At 66.3% G+C, this 17,590-nt stretch carries 17 protein-coding genes; 9 read left to right on the top strand and 8 right to left on the bottom strand.

What is annotated here, in order from left to right; all coding sequences use genetic code 11:
* Positions 1-28 precede the first annotated feature (28 nt).
* Positions 29-484 carry an EF-hand domain-containing protein gene (locus AVHM3334_RS12520; RefSeq protein WP_502869899.1) on the top strand — a complete coding sequence of 152 codons (456 nt, stop codon included), beginning with the start codon at positions 29-31 and terminating at the stop codon, positions 482-484.
* Positions 485-590: 106 nt separating this feature from the next.
* On the opposite strand, the gene AVHM3334_RS12525 is transcribed toward AVHM3334_RS12520, so the two are convergent.
* From AVHM3334_RS12525 to AVHM3334_RS12535, 3 genes are all read right to left on the bottom strand, one after another.
* Positions 591-1,022: a hypothetical protein gene (locus AVHM3334_RS12525; protein ID WP_284412739.1), complete on the bottom strand. Its 432-nt coding sequence runs from the start codon at positions 1,020-1,022 to the stop codon at positions 591-593.
* 216 nt (positions 1,023-1,238) lie between these two features.
* Positions 1,239-1,772 carry a cyanophycin metabolism-associated DUF1854 family protein gene (locus AVHM3334_RS12530; protein WP_284412741.1) on the bottom strand — a complete coding sequence of 178 codons (534 nt, stop codon included), beginning with the start codon at positions 1,770-1,772 and terminating at the stop codon, positions 1,239-1,241.
* 18 nt (positions 1,773-1,790) lie between these two features.
* Positions 1,791-4,109 (bottom strand): cyanophycin metabolism-associated ABC transporter, encoded by a 2,319-nt coding sequence (locus AVHM3334_RS12535; RefSeq protein ID WP_284412743.1) that lies wholly within the window; start codon positions 4,107-4,109, stop codon positions 1,791-1,793.
* Positions 4,110-4,330: 221 nt separating this feature from the next.
* Here AVHM3334_RS12535 and AVHM3334_RS12540 point away from each other — a divergent pair, with 221 nt between their 5' ends.
* The 5 genes from AVHM3334_RS12540 to AVHM3334_RS12560 all read left to right on the top strand — a co-directional run bounded on the left by AVHM3334_RS12540 (position 4,331) and on the right by AVHM3334_RS12560 (position 12,091).
* The gene (locus AVHM3334_RS12540; protein ID WP_284412745.1) at positions 4,331-6,535 is read left to right on the top strand and encodes a cyanophycin synthetase; all 2,205 of its coding nucleotides are present in this window, start codon (positions 4,331-4,333) and stop codon (positions 6,533-6,535) included.
* Positions 6,536-6,609: 74 nt separating this feature from the next.
* Positions 6,610-9,183: a cyanophycin synthetase gene (cphA, locus tag AVHM3334_RS12545; protein WP_284412747.1), complete on the top strand. Its 2,574-nt coding sequence runs from the start codon at positions 6,610-6,612 to the stop codon at positions 9,181-9,183.
* Entirely contained in the window at positions 9,180-9,671 is a 492-nt protein-coding gene (locus AVHM3334_RS12550) for a CreA family protein (RefSeq protein ID WP_502869900.1), read from the top strand. The genes cphA and AVHM3334_RS12550 overlap by 4 nt, the downstream gene beginning before the upstream one ends.
* A gap of 140 nt (positions 9,672-9,811) precedes the next feature.
* Positions 9,812-10,846 carry an IS630 family transposase gene (locus tag AVHM3334_RS12555; protein WP_284412748.1) on the top strand — a complete coding sequence of 345 codons (1,035 nt, stop codon included), beginning with the start codon at positions 9,812-9,814 and terminating at the stop codon, positions 10,844-10,846.
* 147 nt (positions 10,847-10,993) lie between these two features.
* The gene (locus AVHM3334_RS12560) at positions 10,994-12,091 is read left to right on the top strand and encodes an enoyl-CoA hydratase/isomerase family protein (RefSeq protein ID WP_284412750.1); all 1,098 of its coding nucleotides are present in this window, start codon (positions 10,994-10,996) and stop codon (positions 12,089-12,091) included.
* Positions 12,092-12,140: 49 nt separating this feature from the next.
* Here the strand turns inward: AVHM3334_RS12560 and AVHM3334_RS12565 are convergent, their stop codons facing one another.
* From AVHM3334_RS12565 to smpB, 4 genes are all read right to left on the bottom strand, one after another.
* Entirely contained in the window at positions 12,141-12,968 is an 828-nt protein-coding gene (locus tag AVHM3334_RS12565; protein ID WP_284412752.1) for an anti-sigma factor family protein, read from the bottom strand.
* Between the two features lie 11 nt (positions 12,969-12,979).
* Entirely contained in the window at positions 12,980-13,501 is a 522-nt protein-coding gene (locus AVHM3334_RS12570; RefSeq protein ID WP_284412754.1) for a sigma-70 family RNA polymerase sigma factor, read from the bottom strand.
* Between the two features lie 28 nt (positions 13,502-13,529).
* On the bottom strand, positions 13,530-13,913 hold the full coding sequence (locus AVHM3334_RS12575) for a COG4315 family predicted lipoprotein (RefSeq protein WP_284412756.1): 384 nt from the start codon (positions 13,911-13,913) through the stop codon (positions 13,530-13,532).
* A 95-nt stretch (positions 13,914-14,008) separates the two neighbouring features.
* Positions 14,009-14,482, bottom strand: coding sequence for an SsrA-binding protein SmpB (gene smpB / locus AVHM3334_RS12580; protein ID WP_284412757.1), 474 nt, complete (start codon positions 14,480-14,482; stop codon positions 14,009-14,011).
* A gap of 140 nt (positions 14,483-14,622) precedes the next feature.
* On the opposite strand from smpB, the gene AVHM3334_RS12585 reads away from it, so the two are divergent.
* Positions 14,623-15,063, top strand: a complete 441-nt coding sequence (locus tag AVHM3334_RS12585) for a type II toxin-antitoxin system RatA family toxin (RefSeq protein WP_284412759.1) — start codon at positions 14,623-14,625, stop codon at positions 15,061-15,063.
* Positions 15,056-15,394 (top strand): RnfH family protein, encoded by a 339-nt coding sequence (locus AVHM3334_RS12590; protein WP_284412761.1) that lies wholly within the window; start codon positions 15,056-15,058, stop codon positions 15,392-15,394. Before AVHM3334_RS12585 ends, AVHM3334_RS12590 begins: the two co-directional genes overlap by 8 nt.
* Positions 15,395-15,453: 59 nt before the next feature.
* Here the strand turns inward: AVHM3334_RS12590 and AVHM3334_RS12595 are convergent, their stop codons facing one another.
* Positions 15,454-15,963, bottom strand: a complete 510-nt coding sequence (locus AVHM3334_RS12595) for a DUF4124 domain-containing protein (RefSeq protein ID WP_284412763.1) — start codon at positions 15,961-15,963, stop codon at positions 15,454-15,456.
* A 106-nt stretch (positions 15,964-16,069) separates the two neighbouring features.
* Between AVHM3334_RS12595 and guaB the strand changes: the two genes are divergently transcribed.
* Complete coding sequence (gene guaB, locus AVHM3334_RS12600) at positions 16,070-17,545, top strand: IMP dehydrogenase (protein WP_284412811.1); 1,476 nt, start codon at positions 16,070-16,072, stop codon at positions 17,543-17,545.
* Positions 17,546-17,590 lie beyond the last annotated feature (45 nt).

Consider the following 17,590-nt stretch of genomic DNA (forward strand, 5'->3'; position numbering starts at 1 on the left):
ACCGGCCCGCCGCACCATCTGAGACACCATGCCCCGAATGAACGCCCCAGCAGCCCCCCGATCGTCCCGCTCCCTCGCTGCCGCCGCGCCGGCCCGCCCCCAAGCGGCCACCCTGCGCGCGATGGCGCTGTTTTCGCTGCTCGCGATGGCCGTGGCCTTCAGCGCGGTCGCCGCACAGCCCCCGGCCGCAGCCGCCTCGGCCCCTGCGGCCAAGGCGAGCGAGCCCTTGTCCAAGGGTGAAATCAAGGCGCAAAAGGAGTTCAAGATGCTGGACTTCAACGGCGACGGCAAGCTGAGCCGTTCCGAAGTGGCGCTGTTCCCGCGGCTGGCCAACTCGTTCGACGATGCCGACACCAACCACGACGGCTTCGTCTCTTACGAGGAAGTGCGGGCGTTCGCCATCCAGTACCGCGCCGAGCGCGACCGTGCCAAGGCCGACGCAGCGCGCGCTCCCGCCAGTGCGGCCAGCGCCGCCAGGCCCTGAGGCACCATTCCCCAAGGCCGACCGGCGCCTCGGGAATTCAAGCCAAATAGCCCTCCAGCGCAATAAGCACTAGGGGATATAGCTATTATTTTTATAGCAATCCGATTTACAATCCGCCCGTGCGCTTGATCTTCGGATCGGCGTAGGTGAGCGGTTCGTCCTTGGCCTCCTGGGCCAGGCGGTCCTGCAGCGGGGTCTTGTTCAGATCCTGCGCCATCTCGATGGCGCTGCCGCTGGCGCGCCACATCGACTGGATGAATTCGAGCAACTGCTTGTAGATGGGCTCCGGCGGGGGCTCCGGGGGTTCCTCGACGGCGTCTTTTTTCTTGACCTCGGTCCAGTCGCGGTTGCGCGTGTCGGGGTCGGACGGCTTGTCCGGCTCGCGCACGATGGCGCCTTCGCCCATCCGGTCCATCGACTCGACGGGATTGGCCGGCTGGATCGGCCGCACCGGCACCGCCCCGGAAGCTCCGGTGGAATACAAATCGGCGCCCTGGGGACGCCAGCTCGGCGATCGGTCAACAGGTGGCATTTGCATGGCAGTGGTCCGTTCATGGAAGGTGGAGCGTCAAGGGGAATTACTCCCTCGTCGTATTCCATAACGGCAAAAAGAAGGGAAAATTAAGCCCTTTTTAAGGGATCACCCCAAAAACAAGGGTTTACCCCTATCTCATGGGCGAAATTGTGGCCACGCCACGGCCTCTGCAGCCGCCACGGAAAACCGCGCGCGCCCATGCCGGGCAAGGCGTAAGCGCTATAAAAACCGCTCCAGCAGGCGGCGCGACTGGCGGTCGAGTGCGCCCACGTCGGGCACGCGAAACTGCACCCCGTCGGCCGAGGCGATCAGCAACGCGGTGCGCCCGCCCAATCGGCGGATGTCTTCCTCGGCCTTGAGCACCAGTTGCGCCGGCCCCCGGTCGGTCTCCACCATCCAGGTGCTGGGGGTCGAGAAGCCGGAGACGCTGACCAGCCTCTCCAGAATCGGCACGAATTCACGGGCATCGAGGTCTTCTTCGACGAGCGAGCGGGCGGCGGGGGGCAGGTGGTCCAGGTGCTCGATCCACTGCATCTCATGCCCGTCCGGGCCGACGAGGGAGATGCCCTCGGCCGGCGCGGCAATGGGGAACGCCCGCACCGGCACCACTTCGGTGGGCTGCTGCGTGCCGTCGGAAGGCGTCCACACGAGCCGCCCGTGGGCGTTGCGCTGCAGGCGGATGGTGGCCAGGGCGCCGGTGGCCGACGAGGCCGCGGCGGTGGGCGGGGCGGAAGGCGGGAACGTAGAGGTCATGGGCGTGCGCCTCACAGGTCAGGGGTTGCCCGCCGGATGGGCGGGGTGCAGCAGCGCGCTGTCGATGACGAGGCCCGACGCCTGGGCGTCTTCCTCGGCGCGGCGGGCCTGGGCCTCATAGAGGCGCCAGTAGGCGCCCTGCTTTTCCATGAGGGCATCGTGCGGCCCGACCTCGACCACCTCGCCGCGGTCCATCACCACCAGCCGGTCGGCCTTGCGCAGCGTGGACAGGCGGTGGGCGATGGCGATGGTGGTGCGGCCCTGCACCAGGTTATCCAGCGCTTTCTGGATCTCTTTTTCGGTCTCGGTGTCCACGGCCGAGGTGGCCTCGTCCAGGATCAGGATGCGCGGGTCGATCAGCAGGGCGCGGGCAATGCTGATGCGCTGGCGCTCCCCGCCCGACAGGCCCTGGCCGCGCTCGCCCACCAGCGAGTCGTAGCCCTGGGGCAGCCGCAGGATGAATTCGTGCGCGTGCGCAGCCCGCGCGGCGGCCACGATCTCGGCGCGCGTGGCCTCGGGCTTGCCGTAGGCGATGTTCTCGGCGATGGTGCCGAAGAACAGGAAAGGCTCTTGCAACACCAGGCCGATGTGGCGGCGGTAGTCGGCCACGCGCAGGCGGCGCACATCCACGCCATCGACCTGGATCGAGCCTTCGGTCACGTCGTAGAAACGGCTGATCAGGTTGACCAGCGTGCTCTTGCCCGAGCCGCTGTGGCCCACCAGGCCGATCATCTCGCCCGGGCGGATGTCCAGGTTCAGCCCCTTGATGACCGACCGGCTGCCGTAGCGAAAGCCCACGTTGCGCATGGCGATGGCGCCCTGCACGCGGTCCATCGTCACCGGCTGGGCCGGGTCGGGCACGTTGCTCACGTGGTCCAGGATGTCGAAGATGCGCTTGGCGCCGGCCGCGGCCTTCTGCGTGACCGACACGATGCGGCTCATGGAATCGAGCCGCGTGTAAAAGCGCCCGATGTAGGCGATGAACGCCGCCAGCACCCCGACGGTGATCTGGTTGTGCGCCACCAGCCAGATGCCGAAGCCCCAGACGATGAGCAGGCCGATCTCGGTCATCAGCGACACGGTGGGCGTGAACAGCGACCAGGTCTTGTTCAGCCGGTCGTTCACCTCCAGGTTGTGCTGGTTCGCATCGCGAAAACGCTGCGCCTCGCGCTTTTCCTGGGCGAAAGCCTTCACCACGCGAATGCCGGGAATGGTGTCGGCCAGCACGTTGGTCACCTCGGACCACACGCGGTCGATCTTCTCGAAGCCGGTGCGCAGGCGGTCGCGCACGTTGTGGATCAGCCAGGCGATGAACGGCAGCGGCACCAGCGTGACCAGAGCCAGCCACGGGTTGATGGAAAACAGAATGGCCGCCGTCATCAGGATCATGAGCACGTCGGTCATGAAGTCGAGCGCGTGCAGCGACAGGAAGACGTTGATGCGGTCCGTCTCCGAACCGATGCGCGCCATCAGATCGCCGGTGCGCTTGCCCCCGAAGTAATCGAGCGACAGGCGCAGCAGGTGCTCGTAGGTGGTGGTGCGCAGGTCGGCGCCGATGCGTTCGGACACCAGCGCCAGGATGTAGGTGCGCGCCCAGCCCAGCCCCCAGGCCAGCAGCGCAGACAACAACAGCCCGCCCAGGTACAGCGCCACGAGCTGCACCGGAATCTTCTGGCCGTTCTGGTAGGGGATGAGCACGTCATCCATGAGCGGAATCGTGAGATACGGCGGCACCAGGGTGGCCGCCGTGGAGGCGAGCGTGAGGCCGAAGCCCGCCGCCAGTTGCTTGCGGTAGGGGTGGGCGAAGCGCCACAGGCGCAGCAGCACCCAGGTGGACGTCTGCGGGGCCTGCGCGCGGGCGCAGGCGGGGCACTCTTCGGTGTCGGGTGGCAGCGGGGTATGGCACACCTCGCAACGGGGCTCGTCGGGTTGCTCGGATTCGACCGTGGCGCCGTGCGGCATGCCGAGGGCCGCCAGCCGCTGGTCGAATTTCTGCAAAAGGCGCAGCGCCTGCGGGTGTGCACCGAGGGTGAAGCGCCACAGCGACAAACGGTGCTCGGCGTCGTGCAGTTCGAGCACCCCGACGCCGCCATGGTCCGACAGGCGCAGTGCCATGCCGGCAGCCAGCGGCCACTCCTGCACGGCGCCGCCCTCGGTGCGCGACAGCAGGCGCTGCGGGGTCAGCACGAGCAGGCCGGGCGCGAAGCGCAGCGTGGGGCTCAGGTCAACCTCCAGCGCCGCCAGCACGTTTTCGTGGGGTGCGAGCCTGGCTCGCCATTCGGCCCCGTCGGGGCCATTCAAGACACTCGAGGCGTCCACAGGATGGTGATGTTGCATTTTGGTTGGTTTTTTCGCCCCGGGCGACCCGAGAAGCCAGCCCGTGCGCTGGCGCCCATTCTCCCCGATGCTTCGGGCGCCGCTTTGGCATCTGCGTGTAACGCCTTCCCTGCCGGCCTCGCTGACATCCGCCAGGCACCTCCGAGTGAGCGCACAATTGGCCGCGAACTCTTCCGCATATCGGTCCGCTCCGGGCCGCAGTTTCCTTTACGCTGCACTCCATGGCGACATTCACTGACATCCAACTGCTGCGCATCAACTACCTGCGTGGGCCCAACATCTGGACCTACCGTCCGGTGCTCGAAGTCTGGCTGGACCTCGGCGCGCTCGAGGACCACCCGTCCAACGCCCTGCCCGGGTTCAACCAGCGCCTCACGGCGTGGCTGCCCGCGCTGATCGAACACCACTGCGGCGTGGGCGAGCGCGGCGGCTTCCTGCAGCGGCTGGAGGGCGGCACCTGGTGCGGCCACGTGCTGGAGCACATCGTGATCGAACTGCTGAACCTGTCGGGCATGCCCACGGGCTTCGGGCAGACGCGCAGCACCTCGCAGCGCGGCGTGTACCGCATGGTGTTCCGGGCCCGCGACGAACGGGTGGCCCGCGTGGCGCTGGACCAGGGCCACCAGCTCATCATGGCGGCCATCAACGACACCCCCTTCGACGTGCAGGCCGCCGTGGCGCGCGTGCGCACCGAGGTGGATGACCAGTACCTCGGCCCCAGCACGGCGTGCATCGTCACCGCTGCGACCGACCGCGGCATTCCGCACATCCGCCTGAACGACGGCAATCTCGTGCAGCTGGGCTACGGCGCGTCGCAGCGGCGCATCTGGACGGCCGAGAGCGAATTCACCAGCGCCATCGCCGAAGGCATCGCCAGCGACAAGGACCTGACCAAGAGCCTGCTCAGATCGTGCGGCGTGCCCGTGCCCGAGGGCCAGGTCGTCAACAGCCCCGAAGAGGCCTGGGAAGCCGCGCAGGACATCGGCCTGCCGGTGGTCGTCAAGCCTTCCGACGGCAACCACGGCCGGGGCGTGACGCTGGACCTGCGCAAGCAGGCCGACATCGAGGCGGCCTACCACGTGGCGTACCCCGAAGGCAGCGACGTGATGGTCGAGCGCTTCATCCCCGGCGACGAGCACCGCGTGCTCGTGGTGGGCGGCAAGGTCGTGGCGGCCGCGCGCGGCGAGGTGGTGAGCATCACCGGCAACGGCCGCTCCACCGTGCAGGAACTGATCGACACGCAACTCAACTCCGACCCGCGCCGCGGCTACGAAGAGGAATACCCGCTGGAACTGATCCAGGTGGACACCAACGTCGCCGTGCAGCTGGAGCTCAAGCGCCAGGACCTGTCCGCCACGGCCATCCCCGAGGCCGGCCGCGAAGTCGTGGTGCAGCGCAACGGCAACGTGGCGGTGGACTGCACCGACGAAGTCCACCCCGAAGTGGCCTACATCGCCGCGCTGGCGGCCAAGGTCGTGGGGCTGGACATCGCGGGCATCGACCTGGTGGCGCGCGACATCAGCCGGCCGCTGCAGGAGCAAAGCGGCGCCATCGTCGAGGTGAATGCCGGCCCCGGTCTGCTCATGCACCTGAAGCCTGCCATCGGCGCACCCCGCCCGGTGGGCCAGGCCATCGCGGAGCATTTGTTCCCCGCCGAAGAAGATGCCGACGGCACCATCGGCCGCATTCCGCTGGTGGGCGTGGCCGGCACGCGCGGCACGAGCACCATCGCCCGCGTGGTGGGCTGGCTCATGCACCTGGGCGGGCGCCACACGGGCCTGGCATGCCGCGAGGGCCTGTTCCTGGACCGCCGCTGCGTGGACACCGCCGACAGCGCCCACTGGGAAGCAGCCCACCGCCTGCTGATGAACCAGATGGTGCAGGCCGCTGTGATCGAAAACGACGCCCGCACCATCCTGCGCGACGGCCTCGCCTATGACCGCTGCCAGGTGGGCGTGGTGACCGACATGGACGGCAAGGACGCGCTCGCCGAGTTCGACGTGTTCGAGCAGGACCAGATGTTCAAGGTGCTGCGCACGCAGATCGACGTGGTGCTGCCCGGCGGCGCCGCCGTGCTGAACGCGGCCGAGCCCCAGGTGCTGGAACTGGCGCCTTTGTCGGACGGCGCCGTGGTGCTGTATGCCCAGGACGGCACGCTGCCCGCCATCGCCGAGCACCGCGCCAAGGACAGTGGCCGCGCCGTGTTCGTGAAGGCGGGCCGCGTGGTGCTGGCCACCGGCACGGCCGAGCACGTGCTCGGCGCGCTGGCCGACCTGACCTTCGGCCGCAACGCCGTGCAGGCCGACCCGGACACGCTGCTGGCCATCGTCGCCACGGCCTGGGCGCTGGACATCGCGCCCGACCTGATCGGCGCCGGCATCAAGACCTTCGAGCCCGAGCTGCCTTGCGCCGCTCCCGCCCGCTGACCGACCCCTTTCAACGACCGCATGGACTCGATCCGGCGCCTGCGCCGGCACCCCACAGAAAGAGACGCTTTTCCATGGACGTATCCCGCACCCGGGCCCTGCGCGGCCCCAATCTCTGGAGCCGCCACACCGCCATCGAGGCCGTGGTGACCTGCGCTGAATCCGAGCTCGCCATGCGCCAGATCGCTGGCTTCGAAACCAGGCTGCGCGCGCTGTTTCCCGCCGTGGGCGTGCTGCACCCCGAGGGCAGCGATGCCGACGTCTCCCTCGCCCATGTCCTCGGCGGCGCGGCCCTGGCGCTGCAGGCCCAGGCCGGCTGCCCGGTGAGCTTCAGCCGCATCTCGGCCACCGTGGACACGGGCGTGTACCAGGTGGTCGTCGAATACAGCGAAGAGGCCGTGGGCCGGCAGGCCTTCGAAGATGCCCAGGCGCTGATCCAGGCCGCGCTGCAAGGCGGCCACTTCGACGCCGAGGCCGCCGTGGCGCGCCTGCGCGAGCTGGACGAAGACGAGCGCCTGGGCCCCAGCACGGGCTCCATCGTCGAGGCCGCCGCCGCGCGCGGCATTCCGTGGCGCCGGCTCACGTCGGGCAGCCTGGTGCAGTTCGGCTGGGGCTCCAAGCAGCGCCGCATCCAGGCCGCCGAGGTCGATTCGACCAGCGCCGTGGCCGAATCCATCGCGCAGGACAAGGACCTCACCAAGCGCCTGCTGCACGCCGCCGGCGTGCCCGTGCCGCTGGGCCGGCCGGTCGAGTCGGTGGACGATGCCTGGAAGGCCGCGCAGGAAGTCGGCCTGCCGGTGGTGGTCAAGCCCCAGGACGGCAACCAGGGCAAGGGCGTGACGGTGAACATCACCGAGCGCGCGCAACTCGACGAAGCCTTCCGCACCGCCGCCGAATACGGCACGGTGATGGTCGAGCGCTTCCTGCCGGGCCATGATTTCCGCCTGCTGGTGGTGGGCGACCAACTGGTGGCGGCAGCGCGCCGCGAGCCGCCGCAGGTGCTGGGCGATGGCGAGCGCACCGTGCGCGAGCTGGTGCATCTGGTCAACCTCGACCCGCGCCGCGGGGAGGGCCATGCCACCTCGCTCACCAAGATCCGGCTGGACGACATCGCCGTCGCGCGGCTGGCCATGCAGGGCCTCACGCCCGAATCCGTGCCGGCCAAGGGCCAGCGCGTGATCCTTCGCAACAACGCCAACCTGTCCACCGGCGGCACCGCCACCGACGTGACGGACGACGTGCACCCCGAGGTAGCGGCCCGCGCCATCGCCGCGGCCCAGATGGTGGGCCTGCACATCTGCGGCGTGGACATGGTGGCCGAGAACGTGCTGCAGCCGTTGGAAGTGCAAGGCGGCGGCTTCGTCGAGGTGAATGCCGCGCCCGGCCTGCGCATGCACCTGGCGCCCAGCTACGGCAAGCCCCGCAACGTGGGCCAGGCCATGGTGGACAAGCTCTTCGCCAACGGTCAGGACGGCCGCATTCCCGTGGTGGCCGTGACCGGCACCAACGGCAAGACGACCACCGCGCGGCTGATCGCGCACCTCTTTTCCGCCCAGGGCCTGCGCGTGGGCATGACCAACACCGACGGGGTGTACGTGAACGGCCGCCAGATCGACAGCGGCGACTGCTCCGGCCCCAAGAGCGCGCGCAACGTACTGCTGCACCCCGAGGTGGATGCGGCCGTGTTCGAGACCGCGCGCGGCGGCATCCTGCGCGAGGGCCTGGGCTTCGACCGCTGCCAGGTGGCCGTGGTGACCAACATCGGCGCGGGCGACCACCTGGGCCTGAACTACATCACCACGGTGGACGACCTGGCCGTGCTCAAGCGCGTGATCGTGCAGAACGTGGCCCCCGACGGCTATGCGGTGCTCAATGCCGCCGACCCCATCGTCGCGGCCATGGCATCGTCCACGCCGGGCAAGGTGATCTACTTCGCCAGCGACCGCCACCACCCCGTGATGGCCACGCACCGCGCGCAGGGCAACCGGTCGGTGTACATGGATGGCGAGTCCATCGTCGCGGCGGAAGGCTCGTGGCGCGAAACCATCCACCTGCGCGACGTGCCGATCACGCGCAACGGCAAGATCGGCTTCCAGGTCGAGAACGTCATGGCTTCGGTGGCCGCCGCGTGGGGCGCGGGCCTGCCATGGCAGACGATCCGCCGGGGGCTGTCGGGCTTCGTGAACGACAGCGACAACGCCCCTGGCCGCTTCAACGTGATGGACTTCAAGGGCGCCACGGTGATCGCCGACTACGGCCACAACCCCGATGCCATGCGTGCCCTGGTGGCCGCCGTGGATGCGCTGCCCGGCAACCGCCGCAGCGTGGTCATCAGCGGTGCGGGCGACCGGCGCGACGAAGACATCCGCGACCAGACGGTGATCCTCGGGACCGCGTTCGACGACGTGATCCTCTACCAGGACGCGGCCCAGCGCGGCCGTGCCGACGGCGAGGTGATGGCGTTGCTGCGCGAGGGCCTGGCCGGCGCATCGCGCACCAAGCACATCGAAGAGATCCGCGGCGAATTCGTCGCCATCGACTACGCCCTGGACCGGCTGCAGCCCGGCGACCTGTGCCTGGTCCTGGTGGACCAGGTGGAGGAAGCCCTGGCGCACCTGGCCAAGCGCTGCTCGGAGGTGACAGCATGAGCGCCCGCAGCATGCTGCGCCACACCGCAATGGCGCTCGGGCTGGCGGCCACTGCGCTGGGTGCGCAGGCCGACACCATCGGCACCGTGGACACGGCGTTCAAGCTGCTCGGCCGCGACCACGACATCATCGTGGAGGCCTACGACGACCCTGCCGTGCAGGGCGTGACCTGCTACGTGTCGCGCGCCCGCACGGGCGGAATCAAGGGCTCGCTCGGACTGGCCGAGGACAAGGCCGAGGCGTCGATCGCCTGCCGCCAGACCGGGCCCATCGCCTTCCCCAAGCCGCCGCTCAAGCAGCAGGACGAAGTGTTCAGCGAACGCATCTCGATTTTGTTCAAGCGCCTGCGCATCGTGCGCATGGTGGACCCCGCGCGCAACACGCTGGTGTACCTGACGTACTCCGACCGGCTCATCGAAGGCTCGCCGCAGAACGCGGTCACCGCCGTGCCGGTGGACCGGGCCACGCCGATCCCTCTCAAGAAGTGACCGGCTGCGGAGGGGGACGGGCCAGTGCCAGATCGCCCTCCACCGCAGTATCCACGGCCTATACAGCTATCAATTACTCATAAGTCAGTAACTTAGAGAACACTCTCTTGCGCAGAGCGGCGATCGGTGCTTTCATTGGCATGAAACGAGACGGACGCACCCTGGCCCACAATGTGTTGGAAGAAATGCGCATGCTGGCCGTACAGCGCATGCGCGAAGGAGAGTCGCCAGCAGCGGTGGCGGCTTCCTTGGGCATGCACAGGGGCTGGGCCTACAAGTGCAAAGCCGCTGCCAGCGGGCGCGGCAATGGGCTGCGCGCGCTGCGCTCGACCAAAGGCACAGGCCGCCCGCGCAGCCTCACACCCGTGCAGGAGCGCCAGGTTTTTCGCTGGGTCAACGGCAAAAACCCACGCCAGCACGGCTTCGACTTTGGCCTGTGGACCCGCCAGATTGTGCGAGAACTGGTGGCACAGCGTTTTGGGGTGAGCCTGTCGCTGGCTAGCATCGCAGCCTTGCTCGCGCGTCTGGGCCTGACACCGCAAAAGCCCTTGCAACGAGCTTACCAACGTGACCCGCAAGCCATTGAGCGCTGGGTCACCGAGACCTATCCGGCCATTGCCCGGCAGGCCAAGCGGGACAAGGCCGAAGTCTTCTTCTGGGACGAGTCGGGCTTTCGCGCTGATGCCGTGCATGGCAAGACCTGGGGAGCCAAGGGCCAGACCCCGGTCGTGGAGCGCCCGGGCCAGCGCCAGTCGATCTCGGCGGCCTCAGCCGTCAACTCCAAAGGGGCGTTCTGGTTTGAGACCTACCAGGGAGCGCTTACAGGCGAGTTGTTCGTGCAACTGCTCAAGAACATGATGGCCGAGCGTGAGAAACCCGTGCACTTGGTCGTCGATGGCTTGCCGGCTCACAAGAAGGCCCTCGTCAAGCAATACGTGGCAAGCACGGCGGGCGCATCGACGTTGCACTTCCTGCCCGGCTATGCGCCAGACCTCAATCCAGATGAGCTGGTATGGAGCCACGCCAAGCGCACAGGGGTGGCGCGCAGTCCATTGCGAAAGGGAGACAAGCTCAAGGAGCGTGTGGATGCGCAGTTGCAGTCGGTGGCTGAAGATCCTGCACTCATCAGGTCATTCTTCAGACACCCATCTGTCGCCTATATTTCTGACTTGTGAGTAAGGGTTCGCTGCCTGCGCCTGTCCGAGGCCCGACAGGTCTTGCGCCTGCAAGGCCCTAAGATTCCACCCGGGCCCGCCGCAACGGTTGGCCGGTCTGTGTGGCAAGAACCAGGAACCGATTTTTGAAGAAAAAAAGGAATGGCGATGACGGAGACGACGACGGCAGCAGAGGTTTTTTCCGAGGTGCGCGGGCAGGTGGGTTTCATCACCCTCAACCGGCCCAGGGCGCTGAATGCCCTGTCGCTGGGCATGGTGCGCTCACTCATGCAGACACTGCTGGATTGGCAGCACGATGAGCGCATTGCCGCAGTGGCCATCCGCGGCAGCAACAAGGAAGGGCCCTTCGGCGCCTTTTGTGCAGGAGGGGACATTCGATTCCTGCACCAAGCGGGCAGCCAGGGCGACCCACGGCTGGAAGATTTCTTTACCGAGGAATACGCGCTCAATCACCTGATCCATCATTACGGCAAGCCCTACATCGCCTTCATGGACGGCATCGTGATGGGCGGGGGCATGGGCATCAGCCAGGGCGCCAGCCTGCGCATCGTGACCGAGCGCACGAAGATGGCCATGCCGGAGACGGCGATCGGCCTGTTCCCCGATGTGGGCGGGGGCTACTTCCTGTCGCGGTGCAAGGGGCATGCCGGTGAATGGCTGGGACTGACCGGCGACACCATCGGTGCAGGGGATGCCGTTGCGCTGGGTTTGGCCGACGGCTGCATGCCGTCCGATCAGCAAGCCGCCGTCTGGGAGGTGCTCGGCAGCGGAACATTTGCCGACGGAAAAGCCATCGAACAGCTGATTGCTGCAAAATTCATAGCTAAAGAGGCTTTGGATACAGCGGTGACGGCCGAAATCGATCAATACTTTTCGCTGGCTGACGTACAGGCCATCACCGTGGCGCTGGAAGCCGCAGACAGCGAATGGGCTCGCGCCACGGCAGCGACATTGCGCAAGCGCTCTCCCCTTATGCTGCACGTGGTGCTGGAACAGATCCGCCGTGCGCGCGGTATGGATCTGGCGACCGACTTGCGCATGGAGCGCGACATGGTGCGCCATTGTTTCTACCTGCGCCCCGGCCAAAGCGAGACGGTAGAGGGTATTCGCGCCCTGGCGGTCGACAAGGACCACGCCCCACGTTGGAGTCCAGCCCGCATCGAGGAAGTGACACCGGACATGGTGGCCCCATTCTTTGACAGCCCCTGGCCGGTTCACGCCCATCCGCTCGCAGCGTTGCGCTGACCTGGCCGCTTGATCCGAAGGCATCGGATTTACCCCCGATGCCGACTGTTCACAGCTGTGGATGCACCGCCGTGGCCAGTCCGAGCAGGGCGGCGCGCGGCAGGGCGCCGCTAAGGGCGTAGCCGAAGCCGCTGTCCGTCCAGTAAAAGCAGGGCACCGGCCCGTCCGCGTCGAAGCGGAATGCGGTGTCGGCAGCGCCCGCCTGTTCTGCCCGCAGGGCGCCGAGGTACAGCGTGACCCGTTCGCCCGCCGCGTTCTGGTACATGAACTGGGCGCGCGCACCGGTATCGCCAGGCAGCAGCCGGCCTCCTACGAGTTCGTACCCCTGCGCCGCCAGCACGGGCACCTTGAGCGGGCGCCCCAGCCGTTTGGACAGCCACTGCACGAGGTGGTCTTGTTGAGCCGCCGCCACCTCCACGGGGTGGCGTTGTTCTGGCTGATAGATCGCGTGCGCCAGTGCTGCCTGCTGGGCGAAGCGGCGAGCATCCGGTGCCGCGCTGGCCATTCGGGCAGATGCTGATTCCCCTGCATGGTTCGGCCATTGCCCGTGCATGGTCCAGCCCATTCCAAAAGCCAGTGCCAGCGATGCCGCCATGCCACCCAGGCGCCACCAGCGCGCCTCGCGATCACGCAGCGCTTGCAGCCGGTCAGCCGCGCGGCGAATGCCATCTGGGATCGGGGCGGTGTTCCAGGCCGCATGCAGGCCTTTCAGATGCTCACGCTGGCTTTGCCAAGCCGCCAGCGTGGCTTGAAGGTCCGAGCCAGCGTGGCGTGCCAGCCGAACCCGCAGCGCATCGGCTTGCTCAGTCGGAAGGCGCCCATCCACCAAGGCATGGAGTTCCTCGTCGGAAAGCGGAGCGTCGTTATCGGTAGCCATGTCCGGTGCTCTCACTTCAGCCGGCGCAGCGCTGGTGGGCCATCTGCAGAGGATGGCCGCACGGCTTGGGCAGGCGCCTGCATCAGTTCGCGCAAGCGCGCCCGTGCGCGCGATAGCCGCGACATCACCGTGCCGACAGGAATCTGCAGCACGCGCGCCGTCTGGGCATAGTCCATGTCCTCGAGCGTGACGAGGAGCAGCACTGCCCGCTGGTCCGAAGGAAGGCGCTGCAGGCACCGGTCGAGGTCGATGGCATCGTCCGATGCGGGCGGAGGTGCCTGATGAAGGCTGTCCTGGACCGTCTCGATGTCCAGCAAGGGCAGGGCGGAGGCCGATCGCTGCTGGTTGAGGTACAGGTGGTGCATCAACGTAAAAAGCCAAGCGCGCAAATCGCTGCCGGCACGCCAGAGCAACCACTTGCGGCAAGCGCGCTCCAGCGTGTCTTGCACAAGATCGTCGGCTGCCCAGGCATTGCCTGTCAGTGCCCGAGCGTAGCGGCGCAGGCCAGGCAGATGATCGACGATCTGGTCCATGGCACTCGCGCCTGTGTTTAACCCCCGTTCAAGGCTTGGCGGTGTGCCAGACCTGGTTGACGCCGTCGCCTGTGCGATCGCCCGGTTTTGCGTCCTTGGCCCAGTAATAGAGCGGCTTGCCTTTGTAGGCCAGTTGGCTGCTGCCGTCGTCGCGGCGGACCACGCTGTAGTCGCCGGTCGGGGTGGCGTTGCCAGCCATCAGCGGTGGCCAATTGGTTGCGCAGGGACCGTTGCAAACCGATTTGCCACTGCCGGTCGCATCGCGGTCGAACGTGTACAACGTCATGCCGTTGGGACCGGTCAGGGCGCCGTCCTTGGCCTGGACGCCAGCGGGCCCGGTCATCATCGAAGAGCAGCCGGCCAGGGCCAGTGCGAAAGCGGCCGCGGTCACAGAGGAAGCAATGCGGATCATGGTGTCTCCAGTTTTGGTGCGGGCAACGCGAAATGCGGCCCTGCACAGGGATGAACACCAAAGCATGCGCCTTTATTCCCGGCGCCGCTGAAAAATCAACGGTTTCGGCCCTTCATGGCACGCTCGACCTCGCGCTTGCCTTCGCGGTCCTTGATCGTGTCGCGCTTGTCGTGCTCCGCCTTGCCCTTGGCCAGTGCGAAATCGCACTTCACCAAGCCGTCCTTCCAGTGCAGGTTCAGCGGCACGAGGGTGTAGCCTTTTTGCTCGACCTTGTTGATCAGCCGGTCGATCTCCTGCCGGTGCAGCAGAAGCTTCTTGGTGCGTGCAGCCTCGGGGCTGACATGGGTGGAGGCGGTCTTGAGCGGGTTGATCTGGCAGCCGATCAGGAACAACTCGCTTTCGCGAATCACCACATAACCATCGGTCAATTGCACCTTGCCTTCTCGCAACGCTTTGACTTCCCAGCCATGCAGCACCATGCCGGCTTCGTAGCGTTCCTCGAAGAAATAGTTGTAGGCTGCCTTTTTGTTATCGGCGATGCGGGACTGTGTTTCGGGTTTCTTGGCCATGGGTATTAGATGCGGCGCAAACCGGGAGATGAAAGCCCTCCCTACAATCGTTGTCGTCTCGCTTCCAAGATTTTAGGCCCACAGGCCAAAGCCCTCCATCGTGCCATCGGCCCAGCGGTTGAAGGCGCCTTCTTCCACCCATGAAAAAAGTCAACAAGTCCGTCCTGATCTGGTACAGCCCCGAGGAAATGTTCGCGCTCGTCACCGACGTGGGCAAGTACCCGGAGTTTCTGCCCTGGTGCGACCATGCCGCCGTGCTGGATCAGGATGAACAAGGCATGACGGCGGAGGTCGGCATTGCGCTGGGCGGTTTACGCAAGACCTTTGTCACGCGCAACACGCAGGAGGCGGGGCGTCGCGTTCAGATGCGCTTGGTCAAGGGGCCGTTTTCTCAACTGGACGGTGACTGGTGCTTTCATCCGGTGGCAGATGGTTCGCAACGGGCCTGCAAAGTGGAGCTGACCTTGAATTACGGCTTCGACAACATGGCCTTGGCTGCGCTGGTCGGGCCGGTTTTCGACCGCATCGCCAGCACCATGGTGGATGCGTTCATCCAGAGGGCTGAGCAGGTATATGGCTGAGCCATCGAACGATGGGCTCTGGCTGGTTGTCACCGTGGTGCATTCGCCTGGGCCACGCATGACTAGCGAGCGTGAGGTCCGGCTGCCGGATGGTGCCACGCTGGCCGATGCATTGAGCGCCTGTGGAATCGGCACGGATGGTGCGGCTTGCGGAATATGGGGGCGGCCGGCGACGCCTGGACAGTTGCTGCGAGATCAGGACAGGATCGAGCTTTACAGGCCTTTGGTGGTCGACCCCAAAGTAGCCCGGCGAGAGCGTTTCGTTCGCCAGGGCGCACGCTCCACCGGCCTGTTTGCACAGCGCAGACCCGGAGCGAAAGCCGGCTACTGAAAACCTGCGGATCGAATGCCTTTCTCCACAGGCTTTCCGTGATGAGCCTGGGATGGAAGTCAGCGTGGCGCGCATTCCGAGGCGATGACGTTGTCAGCGCGCCGGGTTTCAGCGGCCTTGGCTGCCTCATCCATGAACACGCGTTCTCCCTGCGCATTGTTCTGGCTGAATAATTGGCCGGACGTCATTGCCGCTTTGGCTTGCCGGGCTCGCTCGCAGTTTTCGGCTCGCACCTTCGCTTGTCGTTCTTCGTCTGCTTTTTTCTTGGCCGCTTCTGCCGCCTCCGCTTGCGCCTTGCGTTCTTCCAGTTCCTTGTCCTTGCCAGTGGGACGAGGCGCGCTGGCGGCACCAGGTGCGGAGGCTCCATCCACCGCAGGCGCAACGGCAACGGGCCGGGCCGAGATGGAGTTGCCGGGCTGCTTCATGATGCTCTTTTGGGGAATATCAGCTGGCGGTGGACGGTCGCTGAAGACCTTGCGGCCGTCTTTGTCGATCCATTGCCATTGCGCCGCAGCGCCCATGGCCCACGTGCAGGCGAGGGCGGCCAAAAGAAGCTTGGGGGTTTTCATGCGGTGCAAGTTTAGCGGCGGCAGCCCGCTGGCGCCATGGTGGTTGCACCACAACGCCGGCGCGCGAGCAGCCCCGCGGGTACAATCGTTTTTTTGGAGCTTTCTCATGCGCCTTCTTGGAAAAGCGCTCACCTTCGACGATGTGTTGCTGGTGCCAGCGTACTCCCAGGTCCTCCCCAAGGACACGTCCCTCGCGACGCGACTTTCCCGCAATATTTCCCTGAACCTGCCGCTCGTGTCTGCCGCAATGGACACGGTGACTGAAGCGCGCCTGGCCATTGCCATTGCGCAAGAGGGCGGCATGGGGATCGTGCACAAAAACCTCACGCCCCAGGAGCAGGCCGCTCACGTGGCCAAGGTCAAGCGCTACGAGTCCGGAGTGGTCCGTGATCCTGTGGTCATCACGCCTGAGCACACTGTGCTGCAGGTGTCGCAGTTATCGGAGCAGTTGGGCATCTCGGGTTTCCCGGTCTGCGACGGTGGCAAGGTCGTGGGCATCGTCACCGGGCGCGATCTGCGCTTCGAAACGCGCTACGACGTCAAGGTGCATGAAATCATGACGCCGCGCGAAAAGCTCATCACGGTGAACGAGAAGGAAGGCACCTCGCCTGCCGAGGCCAAGGCGCTGCTCAACAAGCACAAGCTGGAGCGATTGCTCGTCGTCAACGACGCGTTCGAACTCAAGGGCCTGATCACCGTCAAGGACATCACCAAGCAAACGAGCTTTCCCAATGCCGCGCGCGATGCTGCAGGGCGCTTGCGCGTCGGTGCGGCTGTTGGAGTCGGTGAAGGCACTGAAGAGCGTGTTGAAGCGCTGGTCAAGGCCGGGGTCGATGCGATCGTGGTCGATACGGCGCATGGACACAGCAAAGGCGTGATCGACCGCGTGCGCTGGGTCAAGCAAAACTATCCTCAGATTGATGTCATCGGCGGCAATATCGCCACCGGCGCTGCTGCGCTGGCGCTGGTCGAAGCAGGGGCCGACGGTGTCAAGGTCGGCATCGGCCCGGGCTCCATCTGCACGACCCGCATCGTTGCCGGCGTTGGGGTGCCGCAGATCATGGCCATCGACAGTGTGGCCACAGCGCTCCGAGGTACGGGGGTGCCGCTCATCGCCGACGGCGGCATTCGCTATTCCGGTGATATCGCCAAAGCTCTGGCCGCTGGCGCCAGTGCGGTGATGATGGGCGGCATGTTCGCGGGCACGGAAGAGGCGCCTGGAGAAGTCATCCTGTTCCAAGGCCGGAGCTACAAGAGCTATCGCGGCATGGGCAGCATCGGCGCCATGCAGCAGGGCAGTGCGGATCGCTACTTCCAGGAATCCAGCACGGGCAATCCCAACGCGGACAAGCTGGTGCCGGAGGGCATCGAAGGCCGCGTGCCTTACAAAGGGTCGATGGTTTCCATCGTGTTCCAGATGGCCGGGGGCGTACGTGCCGCCATGGGCTATTGCGGATGCGCCACGATCGAAGAGATGAACGACAAGGCCGAGTTCGTCGAGATCACCACTGCAGGCATTCGTGAAAGCCATGTCCACGATGTGCAGATTACGAAGGAAGCGCCCAACTACCGGGCCGATTGATCCTTCAGCCACCACAGGCCCGAACTCTCCCAGCAGTGTTCGGGC

The sequence above is a fragment of the Acidovorax sp. SUPP3334 genome, from assembly GCF_030159055.1.
In the GTDB taxonomy this organism is placed as follows: Bacteria; Pseudomonadota; Gammaproteobacteria; order Burkholderiales; family Burkholderiaceae_C; genus Paracidovorax.